The following is an 11109-nucleotide window of genomic DNA, read 5'->3' as shown; positions in this document are numbered from 1 at the left end:
CTTCAAGCTAATGAAAACCCCTAGATTCCTTCTTTCGGCTGCCACGGCCGGCGTCCTTGCCCTGTCCCTGTCCGCATGCGCGGGCGGTGGCGGCGGCGGGACCACGGGCGGAGGCGGCGGCGACGCCGAAGCAAACCTCGACAGCCGGGGTCCCATCACCTACGTACAGGGCAAGGACAACTCAAACGTTGTGCGTCCGCTGATCGAGAAGTGGAATGCCGCCCATCCGGACGAGAAGGTCACGTTCAAGGAGCAGACCGACCAGGCTGACCAGCAGCACGACGACCTCGTGCAGAACTTCCAGGCCAAGAACGCCGACTATGACGTGGCAAGCGTCGATGTCGTGTGGACCGCTGAATTCGCGGCCAAGGGCTGGCTGCAGCCGCTCAAGGACAAGATGGCAGTCGAAACGGACGGCATGCTTGAGCCCACCGTTGAAGCCGGTTCCTACAAGGGCACCCTCTATGCAGCCCCGGTCTCCTCGGATGGCGCCATCCTTTACTACCGCAAGGACCTGGTGCCTGAAGCTCCGAAGACCTGGGCCGAGATGATGGACATGTGCTCCATCGCAAAGGAAAACAACATCGGCTGCTACTCCGGCCAGTTCAAGCAGTACGAAGGCCTCACCGTCAACGCCTCCGAAGCCATCAACTCCGCCGGTGGTTCTGTCCTGAATGACGAGGGCAAGCCCAACCTGAACACGTCCGAAGCCGAGGAAGGCCTGAACAACCTGGTCGAGGCCTTCAAGAACGGGAACATCCCCGCCGAAGCCATCACCTACCAGGAAGAGGAAAGCCGCCGTGCCTTCCAGGAAGGCAAGCTGCTCTTCCTCCGCAACTGGCCCTACGTCTACAACCTGGCCACCACTGAAGGCTCCTCCCAGGTAAAGGACAAGCTGGGCATGGCAGCCATTCCGGGCAAGGACGGTCCCGGTGCCTCCTCCCTCGGCGGCCACAGCGCAGCCATCAGTGTCTACTCGGACCACAAGGCAACCGCCCTGGACTTCGTGAAGTTCCTGATTGAAGAGGAACAGCAGAAGTTCTTCGCGACCCAGGGTTCACTGGCTCCCGTGTTTGGTTCCCTGTACGAGGACCAGGAACTGGTTGCCAAGCTGCCGTACCTGCCGGTTTTGAAGACCTCCATCGAGAACGCCGTTCCCCGTCCGGTCACCCCGTTCTACCCCGCTGTCACGCAGGCAATCCAGGAGAACGCCTACGCGGCTCTGAAGGGTGAGAAGCCGGCCAAGGATGCGCTGTCCGACATGCAGAAGTCCATCGAGTCTGCCGGCGCAGGATCGTAACAAAGCCATGGCTACCGAATTGGGCCCGACGCCGGTCAAGCCGGCGTCGGGCACCCCCGATGTCCATCACGGTCCCAAGGGCGTAGGCGAAGACAACCGGATCCTCAGCCAGGGCAAATGGGCCACTTGGCTGTTGGCACCCACCATCATCGCCCTGGGTATCGTGATCGTCTACCCGATCATCAGCGCGATCGTGATGTCCTTCCAGAAGGACGCCGGCCTTGATCCCGCCACCGGGCTTTTCACTGCGGGTGGCCCCGCAGGCATCCAGAACTACGTGAACTGGCTGGGCCAGCAGTGCGCGGCTCCGGGCGGCGGGACCGTTGCCTGCCCGCCGGGCACCCTTGGCGGCCAGTTCTGGACAGCCACAGGCACCACGTTCCTCTTCACGGTCATTACCGTCGCTTTCGAAACCGTGCTGGGCTTCTGGATGGCCATGATCATGGCACGGACATTCAAGGGCCGCGGCCTCGTCCGCGCCGCCGTGCTGGTGCCGTGGGCCATTCCCACCGCCGTCACCGCCCAGCTCTGGCTGTTCATGTTCGACTTCAACGGCATTATCAACAAGCTGTTCAATGCGTCGATTCTCTGGACCGGCAGCGAGTGGCCGGCCAAGTGGGCAGTGATTATCGCCGACACGTGGAAGACCACGCCCTTCATGGCGCTACTGATCCTCGCCGGCCTGCAGATGATCCCGGCCGAGGTCTATGAGGCGTCGAAGGTGGACGGTGCCAGTGCATGGCAGCGGTTCCGCCTGATCACGCTTCCCCTGGTCAAGCCGGCCCTCATGGTGGCCATCCTGTTCCGCACCCTGGATGCACTGCGTATGTTCGACCTCCCGTACATCCTCACGGGCGGCGCCAACAACACCACCACTCTGTCGATCCTGGTTATCAACCAGATTCGGCAAGGCTTCAACTCGGCAGCTGCCTTGTCCACCATCACCTTCCTGATCATCTTCCTGGTGGCGTTCATCTTCGTCCGCTTCCTGGGGGCGAACGTGGTGGAACAAAGCGGAGCAACCGGTAAGGGGAAGAAATGACAACCGCAGCAGCTTCAACGGACCTCCGCGCCCGTCAGGACGCTGGCCGTAAAGCCTCCCAGAGCCGGGAAAAGTGGGCGAGCGTCCGCACCTACATCAGCGCCGCCGTCATCCTGGTCTGGTGCCTGGCACCCGCTTACTGGATGGTGGTGACAGCATTCCGCGAGGTGGGCTTCACGTACGACACCACGCCTTGGCCGACGCACGTGACGCTGGACAACTTCATCACGGCCTTCGACACCTCGTTCGGCAACCGGTTCGGCCAAGCCCTGTTGAACAGCATCATCATTGGTGTCACCGTCACCGTGGTCTCGCTGATCATTGGCGTTTTCGCTGCCTATGCCCTTGCCAGGCTCAACTTCCGGTTCAAGTACCTGGTGCTGGGCTTCATCCTGGGAGCCTCCATGTTCCCGGGCGTTGCCCTCATCACCCCGCTGTTCCAGCTGTTCACCAACATCGGCTGGATGGGCACCTACCAGGCACTGATTATTCCGAACATCTCCTTCGTCCTGCCGCTCACCGTCTACACCCTGACGTCGTTCTTCCGTGAAATGCCATGGGAGCTCGAGGAATCCGCCCGGGTTGACGGCTGCACGCAGGGCCAGGCGTTCCGGAAAGTGATCATGCCGCTGGCGGCCCCGGCCATCTTCACCACCGCGATCCTGGCATTCATCTCCTCGTGGAACGAGTTCCTGATCGCCAGCCAGCTCTCGAATGAGGCGACCAAACCGGTGACGGTGGCGATCGCCAGTTTCGCCGGCGCACAGCCCAACCAGATCCCGTACACCGCGATCATGGCGGCCGGCACGATTGTTACCATTCCCCTGGTCATCCTGGTGCTGGTGTTCCAGCGCAAGATTGTTGCCGGCCTGACGGCAGGTGCAGTCAAGTGACAGGCGATGCTTCCCGCCCCCGGTCCACGGGGGCGGGAAGCGACCGCCGGCGGGTCCGGTCCGGCGAGGATTTTGACATCATCATCGGCTTCCTCGCCTTCTGGGCCGTGGTCCTGCTGGCGGTCACCGTATGGATGGAAGTTACGGCACAGCCCGCGCTCGGCTGGGCCCTGGGCCTGCTGGCCACCCTCCTGGCCATTTACGGCATGGTCCGGCTCCGCAGGAAGCTGCCGGACCGCAGGTAGGTAGGCAGGAAGGCAGGTCACCCGTGGTCGCATTTAACGCCAACCGGCTGCAGGATGCGAAAATACGAAGCGCTCGGGGGGTAACGCAAGGCAAACTGCCTTACGCTGCAAGGAGTTATTGAGGGGACACCGTGGCACGCACAACAGAAAGATCCCAACGGGGCGGCCACAACGGAGTCAGCATTGAAGATGTCGCGGCGGCCGCCGGGGTATCGACTGCCACAGTGTCCCGGGCAGTCCGGGGATTGCCCCGGGTATCGCCCGCCACCCGGGAAAAGATCCTGGAGGTGGCCGGAAACCTTGGCTACGTCGCCTCCTCCTCCGCCTCCGGCCTGGCAACCGGACGCACCAAAACCATCGGGGTGCTCGCCCCGTTCGTCAGCCGCTGGTTCTTCTCCAAGGCCATCGAGGGGGCCGACCGGGAACTCCATGCCCGGCAATACAACCTCTCCCTCTTCAACCTTGGCGGGCATGGCAGCAACCGGGAACGCCTCTTCAGCAAGACCATGGTCTACAAGCAAATCGATGCCCTCCTGGTCCTGTGTATGGCGCTGACCCACGAAGAACTGGACCACCTGCAGAAGATCGATATCCCCCTGGTGGTGGTCGGCGGCCACGTCGAGGAATGCGCGTATATCGGCATTGACGACTACGCCGCAGCATCAACGGCTGTCCGCCACCTGATCGAGCTTGGCCACCGGGACATCGCCCTGCTCCATGGCGACGACGAGACCGACCTTAACTTCGACGTTCCCCGCGTACGCATCCTGGCGTTCAAGGACGTTATGACTGCCGCCGGCCTCCCCACCCGCGCGGAGTGGGATGAGTGGGGCGACTTCACCGTACGTAGCGGGCAGGAAGCGTTCCGCCGCCTATGGGCCCATCCCGGCCCCAAGCCCACGGCCATATTTTGCGCCTCGGACGAAATGGCGATGGGAGTCATCTTCGAAGCCACCCGCCTCGGCGTGCGGGTACCCGAAGACCTGTCCGTGGTGGGAATCGACAACCACGACTTCGCCGATGCCATGGGCCTGACGACGGTGGGGCAGAAGCCTGACGAGCAGGCGGAACTGGCCACCAAGATGCTCCTGGATGAACTGGACGGCGCCGTGGGATCCGTGCAGTCCGCCGTCGCGCCGCACGAACTCATCATCCGGCGGACCACCGCGCCGCCACAGAACTAAAGAGCCGCGACGCAAAAACAGGTATCCGGTTGTGCTCAGGAGGCCCTGGCCAGCTGCCGGATCGGGATCCACCGGGACGCCAGCCGCCGGTATGCTGCTGCGGCACCGGTCATGTCGCCTTCGGCCAGGCATTCAATTCCCAACCGGATGTCCATCGGTGACTCGTCGGGATACACCTTGTCCGCCACCGCCCCGTAGTCCAGTTCAACCATGGACTCCACGTGGAACTGTTCGAGCCACTCCGTCAGCTGGGCGAGGTCGTCCAGCATGTCCAGGTCCGGGGCCGCCAGGGCGAGGTTCGCCACAGCATACCGGGCGCGTTCCAGCGCCTCCGTGATGGGGGCCCACACCCGGACGGTGAGGATGCGCCCGGCGGCCTCCACCACGTCCTTGTGGTCCGACTCCATGAACAGCGAAAACCAGCTGAAGGGAATCCCCCAGGTGGACGCCCGGGTGTGGACGCGGATGGAACCGTCCCGGGCCTTGACCTGGTCGATCCGCTCCTGGTGCCTGTCCCGCTGCTCCTCCGGAATCAGCAGTTCCGCCAGCGGACCATGGATGCCCTCCATCAGGGCGTTGGCGGCCAGCCCCGCGCGCAGGACCAGCTGGCTGGGGCAGTAGAGGAGCACCTCCTCGGCGTCAGCGCCGCCGTCGGCCATTCCGCCCTGGGCGGCAGACGCGGTGGTGACGCGGACCAGGTCGGTGCGCCCGGTGGGGAACGGATCGCCGCCTGAGCGCGTGATACGGCCCAATGAGGCCAGCAGTTCGGCGTTTTCGACGGCGGCACGGGACGCCGCGCGTGCGCCCGCCGCCTGGATCGCCGCCCTTTGCTCCTCGGGGAACGCCTCCAGCGGTTCGTACACGCGGAGGGTCGAGGAAAATGGCAGGCCTGCCTGGCCCCGGTAGAGGTTTCCCGTCATCACGGCCTCCTTCGCTGGGTCCAGGTCGCTGCCATCAGTCTGCCAGTTCCACCAGCACAGGGGCGTGGTCCGACGCGCCCTTGCCCTTGCGTTCCTCACGGTCGATCGAGGCCCCAGTCACGCGGCTGGCAAGGGCGGGGGAGGCGAGGACAAAGTCGATCCGCATGCCTTCGCGCTTGGGGAAGCGGAGCTGGGTGTAGTCCCAGTACGTGTAGACGCCCGGGCCGGGGGTGTAGGGGCGGACGACGTCGGTGAAGCCGGCGGATTCGAAGGCGTGGAAGGCAGCGCGTTCGGGCGGGCTGACGTGCGTGGACCGGTTGTTCACGAAGAGGTCGATGTCCCAGACGTCGTCGTCGAAGGGGGCGATGTTCCAGTCACCCATCAGCGCCACCTGGGCCTGCGGATTCTCTGCAACAAGTCCCTGCGCGTGCGTCTTCAGGCTCTCCAGCCACTTGAGCTTGTACGGCATGTGCTCGTCGTCGAGCGAGCGGCCGTTGGGGACGTAGAGGCTCCAGATCCGGATGCCGGCACAGGTGGCAGCCATGGCACGGGCCTCCTGCACGGGGTCCTTGCCGGCCTTCCCGAACGAGGGCTGGTCCAGGAACGTCCGCTCGACGTCCTCGAGTCCCACCCGGGACGCAATGGCCACGCCGTTCCATTGGTTTACGCCGAAGTGGGCTACCTCGTAGCCCATCCGCTCGAAGAGTTCCCAGGGGAAGTTGTCGTCCTTGCACTTCGTTTCCTGGATGGCCAGGACATCGCAGTCGCTGCGCTGAAGCCAGGCTTCAACACGGTCGGCGCGGGCGCGGAGCGAATTCACATTCCAGGTAGCAATCTTCACAGTTCCTAACTTACCGTGGCGGCCGCGCCGGGGGTAAAGCGCAGGTTAAGCACGGCTGGACCTCGGTTCAGGACTGCGGGGGAGGGGTGCCGGCCTGATGGAACTTAGTAGGAAGTCCGAGTATATTCGCAACCAGAGATGACCTGGGCCACATTCCGGACCCCCGCGAAGGAGCATTAGCCATGGTGCGCGAGCTGTCCCACTACATCGGCGGCCGGCGCGTCGGGGGAACGTCAGGACGCTCCGGCGACGTCTTTGATCCGTGCACCGGGGAAGTCCAGGCCCGGGTTCCGTTTGCAGGCAGGGACGAGGTGCAGGCCGCAGTCGCCACCGCTGCCAAGGCTCAGGCTGAATGGGCGGCCACGAATCCGCAGCGGCGCGGCAGGATCCTGCTGAAATTCGTGGACCTGGTGAACCGCGACATGGACGGGCTGGCCAGGACGCTGTCCTCCGAGCACGGCAAGACCCTCGCAGATTCCCGGGGAGATATCCAGCGCGGCCTTGAAGTGGTGGAGTTTGCGGCCGGTGCGCCCCACCTGCTCAAGGGGGAGTTCTCGACCGACGCAGGCGCAGGAATCGATATCCACTCCCTGCGGCAGCCGCTGGGCGTGGTGGCAGGCATAACGCCCTTCAACTTTCCGGCCATGATTCCGCTGTGGAAGTCCGGCCCAGCCCTTGCGGCAGGCAACGCCTTCATCCTCAAGCCGTCCGAACGGGACCCGTCAGTGCCGCTCCGGCTGGCCGCGTTGTACAGCGAAGCGGGGGTTCCGGACGGCGTGTTTAACGTTGTCAACGGGGACAAGGAAGCCGTGGACGCCCTGCTTGAGGACCCCCGGATCAAGGCAGTGGGGTTCGTCGGCTCCACACCCATCGCCCGGTACATCTATGCCATCGCCGCCGCCCACGGCAAGCGGGCCCAATGTTTTGGCGGTGCGAAAAACCACATGGTGGTCATGCCCGATGCAGACCTGGACCAGGCAGCTGACGCCCTCATCGGGTCGGGCTACGGCTCCGCCGGCGAACGGTGCATGGCCGTCTCCGTGGCCGTGCCGGTAGGGGGTGAAACCGCAGACAGGCTGGTCGCGAAGCTCCAGGACCGGGTCAAGAAGCTCACGGTGGGCCACAGCCTGGACCCGGACTCGGACTTCGGGCCCGTGGTATCGGCGGCTGCCAAGGAACGGGTCGAGGGCTACATCCGGGCAGGGGCGGACGACGGCGCCACCCTCCTCGCGGACGGCCGCGGACTGGCCGTGGAGGGTTACGAAGGCGGCTTCTGGGTCGGCCCCACCCTCTTCGACCACGTCACCCCCGCCATGTCCATCTACCGGGACGAAATCTTCGGGCCGGTCCTCAGCGTGGTCCGCGCAGCTGACTACGAGGAAGCGCTCCGGCTGTGCACGGACAACCCGTATGGCAACGGCGTCGCCATCTTCACTCGTGACGGGGATGCCGCCCGCGACTTCGCCACCAGGGTGGACGTTGGCATGGTGGGCATCAACGTCCCCATCCCGGTGCCCCTGGCCTACTACACGTTTGGCGGCTGGAAGGCCTCCGGGTTTGGCGACCTGAACCAGCACGGCGCGGACGCCTTCCGTTTCTACACCAGGACCAAGACCGTCACCACGCGCTGGCCCTCGGGAATCCGCCAGGGATCCAGCTTCATCATGCCGGAAGGAAGCTGATGACACGAAGCACGCTGAACGGGGCCGAGGTGCTGTTCGAGCGCCGCGGCCCCCTGGCCGTGATCACCCTCAACCGGCCCAGGGCGGTTAACGCACTCACCGCCGGGATGGTGGAAACGATCCTGGGGCAGCTCACGGCCTGGGCAGACGACGACCGCGTCGGAGCCGTCCTGGTTCAGGGCGCCGGTGACCGCGGCTTGTGTGCCGGCGGGGACATCGTGGCCATCTATGCCGACATCCCGCGTGGCGGGCACGCCACCGCCCGGTTCTGGCAGGCGGAGTACCGGATGAACTCCCTGATCGCCCGCTACCCCAAACCGTACGTTGCACTGATGGACGGCCTTGTACTCGGCGGCGGGGTGGGAATCTCTGCACACGGGTCCGTCCGCGTGGTCACCGAACGGACCAGGACAGGCATGCCGGAGACCACCATTGGCTTCGCTCCCGACGTCGGAGGGACCTTCCTGCTGGCCCGGGCACCAGGGGAGGCGGGCACCCACGCGGCCCTCACCGGCGCCCACCTGGACGGGTCGGACGCGCTCTACCTCGGCCTGGCCGACCACTACGTTCCCTCCGCGCGGCTGCCCGAACTCGCGGCGGCGCTGGGCACCGAAAGCCCGGAAGCCGCCGTCGCACGTTATGCGGTGGAGCCCCCGCCCTCCACGCTGGCCGGGCAGCGGGAATGGATCGACTCCTGCTATGCGTCCGGGGACGCCGAGGACATTGTCCGCCGGCTCCGTGCCTGGCAGGGCGCCGGGGCCAAGGACGCCGAGGATGCCGCCGGCACGATCGAAGCGAAGTCCCCCACCTCCATAAAAGTGACGCTGGAATCGCTGCGGAGGGCCAGGCGCATGACGCTCGAGGAGGCCCTGGCCCAGGAGTACCGGGCCGGGCTGCGGTTCCTGGCAGGGGCCGACTTCCGGGAGGGCATCCGTGCCCAGGTGGTGGACAAAGACCGCACACCCCGCTGGAAGCCCGCAACCCTCGCGGACGTGCGTGCGGAGGACGTCGCCCGGTTCTTCGAACCGCTGGAAGGCCGGGAACTGGACCTGAACCCGGGCGGGCGGCTGCAGCCCAAGGAGGCGGACCATGTCTAGGACATACACCGTGGGGTTCCTCGGCCTGGGGCATATGGGCGGCCCCATGGCTGCGAACCTTGTCAAGGCAGGCCATGCCGTGTCGGGATTCGACGTAGTGCCCGCGGCGCTGGAAGCGGCCCGCGCAAAGGGTGTTCCGGCGGCGGCCGCAGCCACTGATGCGGCCGCCGGAGCAGAGGTGGTGCTGACCATGTTCCAAAGCGGCCGGCAGGTGCTCGACGCCTACCGTGGCACCGGCGGGCAGCCAGGGCTGTTGAGCGCCGCACCTCCGGGCACCCTTTTCCTGGACTGCTCCACCATCAACGTCGACGAGGCACGCGAAGCCGCGGAACTGGCACTCGCCGCAGGGCACCGGTCGCTGGATGCGCCCGTGTCCGGCGGGGTTGTCGGAGCCGAAGCCGGAACCCTGACGTTCATGGTCGGCGGCACGGCCGAGGATTTCGAAGCAGCACGGCCGCTGCTTGAAGCGATGGGCAAACACGTGGTCCATTGCGGCGACCATGGAGCCGGCCAGGCCGCGAAAGTCTGCAACAACCTGATCCTCGGTGTCTCCATGATCGCCGTCAGCGAGGCCTTCGTGCTGGGCGAGAAACTGGGACTAAGCCACCAGGCCCTCTTCGACGTGGCCTCAGCGGCGTCGGGGCAGTGCTGGGCCCTCACCACCAACTGTCCGGTGCCGGGCCCGGTCCCCACCAGCCCGGCCAACCGGGACTACCAGCCGGGGTTCGCCGGCGCCCTGATGGCGAAGGACCTCAACCTCGCCGTCAATGCCCTGCGAAGCACCGGAGTGGCGGGCCGCATGGGCCAGCTGGCAGCGGAAATTTACGATACGTTTGCCGCGGAGGGCGGGGCCGGCCGCGACTTCTCCGGGATCATCACCGACATCCGGCAGAGGTCCGAAAACCAGGCCGCACCCGCTGCTACCGAGCGGCCCGCCACGGCCGGCAAGCACGGAACAGCGCACGACGACGGGAGTCCTGAATGACGGAGTACGCCAACATCCTGGTGGAGCAGCATGGCAGGGTGGGGCTGGTGACGCTCAACCGGCCGCAGGCACTGAACGCCTTGAACAAAGCCACCATGGAGGAGTTGGTCTCCGCTGTGGCAGCCATGGACGCGGACCCCGGAACAGGCGCAGTGGTCATCACCGGGTCGGGGAAGGCCTTCGCTGCCGGCGCCGACATCAAGGAAATGTCCGAGCAGGGCTACATGGACATGTACGCGGCCGACTGGTTCCGCGGCTGGGAGGACTTCACCCGGCTGCGCATCCCCACGGTCGCTGCCGTCTCCGGCTTTGCGCTCGGCGGCGGTTGTGAGTTGGCGATGATGTGCGACCTCATCATCGCGGGGGACAACGCAAAGTTCGGCCAGCCGGAGATCAACCTGGGTGTCCTGCCCGGGATGGGCGGATCCCAGCGCCTCACCCGGGCGGTGGGAAAGGCAAAGGCGATGGACCTGATCCTCACCGGCCGGTTCATCGGGGCAGAAGAAGCCGACCGCTGCGGGCTGGTATCCCGGGTTGTCCCGGCCGAGGACGTCGTGGCCGAAGCGCTCAAAGCCGCCGGGGTGATCGCCTCCAAGTCCAAGCCGGTGACCATGGCGGCCAAGGAAGCCGTGAACGCCGCCTTCGAAACAGGCCTCGCCCAGGGGGTCCTGTTCGAGCGGCGCCTGTTCCATTCGCTGTTTGCCACCGAGGACCAGAAGGAAGGCATGGCGGCGTTCACTGAGAAGCGGGACCCCGCGTTCAAACACCGGTGACGGCGGGCGCCGTCCGGTACGCCGCCAGGTCCTGCTCCAGTTCCTCGGCACAGCAGGCTTTGGTGCACCGACCACGGCCCCGTGCCAAGGACGCCCAAGGCGCGGTTCCCGCACCTCCCAGCCGTGGCAGAACGGGCAGTGCAGCAC

The 11109-nt window shown here is 65.7% G+C and carries 11 protein-coding genes; 9 read left to right on the top strand and 2 right to left on the bottom strand.

Features of this window, described 5'->3' with window-relative positions; all coding sequences use genetic code 11:
- The first annotated feature begins 10 nt into the window (after positions 1-10).
- From ACYQ1Z_RS09040 to ACYQ1Z_RS09020, 5 genes are all read left to right on the top strand, one after another.
- A complete protein-coding gene (locus ACYQ1Z_RS09040; protein ID WP_459792182.1) occupies positions 11-1300 on the top strand; it encodes an ABC transporter substrate-binding protein in 1290 nt (429 codons plus the stop codon).
- A 7-nt stretch (positions 1301-1307) separates the two neighbouring features.
- Positions 1308-2342 (top strand): carbohydrate ABC transporter permease, encoded by a 1035-nt coding sequence (locus ACYQ1Z_RS09035; protein WP_459792181.1) that lies wholly within the window; start codon positions 1308-1310, stop codon positions 2340-2342.
- Positions 2339-3235, top strand: coding sequence for a carbohydrate ABC transporter permease (locus tag ACYQ1Z_RS09030; protein ID WP_459792180.1), 897 nt, complete (start codon positions 2339-2341; stop codon positions 3233-3235). Before ACYQ1Z_RS09035 ends, ACYQ1Z_RS09030 begins: the two co-directional genes overlap by 4 nt.
- On the top strand, positions 3232-3480 hold the full coding sequence (locus ACYQ1Z_RS09025) for a hypothetical protein (RefSeq protein ID WP_459792179.1): 249 nt from the start codon (positions 3232-3234) through the stop codon (positions 3478-3480). Before ACYQ1Z_RS09030 ends, ACYQ1Z_RS09025 begins: the two co-directional genes overlap by 4 nt.
- Before the next feature lie 131 nt (positions 3481-3611).
- Positions 3612-4664 (top strand): LacI family DNA-binding transcriptional regulator, encoded by a 1053-nt coding sequence (locus ACYQ1Z_RS09020; protein WP_459792178.1) that lies wholly within the window; start codon positions 3612-3614, stop codon positions 4662-4664.
- 35 nt (positions 4665-4699) lie between these two features.
- Here ACYQ1Z_RS09020 and ACYQ1Z_RS09015 read toward each other — a convergent pair whose 3' ends face one another.
- Both ACYQ1Z_RS09015 and ACYQ1Z_RS09010 read right to left on the bottom strand, forming a co-directional pair.
- Complete coding sequence (locus ACYQ1Z_RS09015) at positions 4700-5584, bottom strand: hypothetical protein (RefSeq protein WP_459792177.1); 885 nt, start codon at positions 5582-5584, stop codon at positions 4700-4702.
- Positions 5585-5618: 34 nt separating this feature from the next.
- Positions 5619-6425 (bottom strand): exodeoxyribonuclease III, encoded by an 807-nt coding sequence (locus ACYQ1Z_RS09010; protein WP_459792176.1) that lies wholly within the window; start codon positions 6423-6425, stop codon positions 5619-5621.
- A 182-nt stretch (positions 6426-6607) separates the two neighbouring features.
- Here ACYQ1Z_RS09010 and ACYQ1Z_RS09005 point away from each other — a divergent pair, with 182 nt between their 5' ends.
- Genes ACYQ1Z_RS09005 through ACYQ1Z_RS08990 form a run of 4 tightly spaced genes read left to right on the top strand, consistent with a single transcriptional unit; the run spans position 6608 to position 10962 of the window.
- Entirely contained in the window at positions 6608-8107 is a 1500-nt protein-coding gene (locus ACYQ1Z_RS09005; RefSeq protein ID WP_459792175.1) for a CoA-acylating methylmalonate-semialdehyde dehydrogenase, read from the top strand.
- Entirely contained in the window at positions 8107-9204 is a 1098-nt protein-coding gene (locus ACYQ1Z_RS09000; protein WP_459792174.1) for an enoyl-CoA hydratase/isomerase family protein, read from the top strand. The genes ACYQ1Z_RS09005 and ACYQ1Z_RS09000 overlap by 1 nt, the downstream gene beginning before the upstream one ends.
- Positions 9197-10189 carry a 3-hydroxyisobutyrate dehydrogenase gene (gene mmsB / locus ACYQ1Z_RS08995; RefSeq protein ID WP_459792173.1) on the top strand — a complete coding sequence of 331 codons (993 nt, stop codon included), beginning with the start codon at positions 9197-9199 and terminating at the stop codon, positions 10187-10189. Before ACYQ1Z_RS09000 ends, mmsB begins: the two co-directional genes overlap by 8 nt.
- Positions 10186-10962 (top strand): enoyl-CoA hydratase, encoded by a 777-nt coding sequence (locus tag ACYQ1Z_RS08990; protein ID WP_459792172.1) that lies wholly within the window; start codon positions 10186-10188, stop codon positions 10960-10962. The genes mmsB and ACYQ1Z_RS08990 overlap by 4 nt, the downstream gene beginning before the upstream one ends.
- The last annotated feature ends 147 nt before the right edge of the window (positions 10963-11109 follow it).

The sequence above is a fragment of the Arthrobacter sp. AD-310 genome (assembly GCF_054656615.1).
This window is presented reverse-complemented; position numbering and strand designations above follow the sequence as displayed.

What these genes read in the sequence shown, in the direction of transcription:
- ACYQ1Z_RS09015 (WP_459792177.1), bottom strand. Translation starts at nt 5,584, where the DNA reads ATGACGGGAAACCTCTACCGGGGCCAGGCAGGCCTGCCATTTTCCTCG.
- ACYQ1Z_RS08990 (WP_459792172.1), top strand. Translation starts at nt 10,186, where the DNA reads ATGACGGAGTACGCCAACATCCTGGTGGAGCAGCATGGCAGGGTGGGG.
- ACYQ1Z_RS09035 (WP_459792181.1), top strand. Translation starts at nt 1,308, where the DNA reads ATGGCTACCGAATTGGGCCCGACGCCGGTCAAGCCGGCGTCGGGCACC.
- mmsB (WP_459792173.1), top strand. Translation starts at nt 9,197, where the DNA reads ATGTCTAGGACATACACCGTGGGGTTCCTCGGCCTGGGGCATATGGGC.
- ACYQ1Z_RS09040 (WP_459792182.1), top strand. Translation starts at nt 11, where the DNA reads ATGAAAACCCCTAGATTCCTTCTTTCGGCTGCCACGGCCGGCGTCCTT.
- ACYQ1Z_RS09000 (WP_459792174.1), top strand. Translation starts at nt 8,107, where the DNA reads ATGACACGAAGCACGCTGAACGGGGCCGAGGTGCTGTTCGAGCGCCGC.
- ACYQ1Z_RS09030 (WP_459792180.1), top strand. Translation starts at nt 2,339, where the DNA reads ATGACAACCGCAGCAGCTTCAACGGACCTCCGCGCCCGTCAGGACGCT.
- ACYQ1Z_RS09005 (WP_459792175.1), top strand. Translation starts at nt 6,608, where the DNA reads ATGGTGCGCGAGCTGTCCCACTACATCGGCGGCCGGCGCGTCGGGGGA.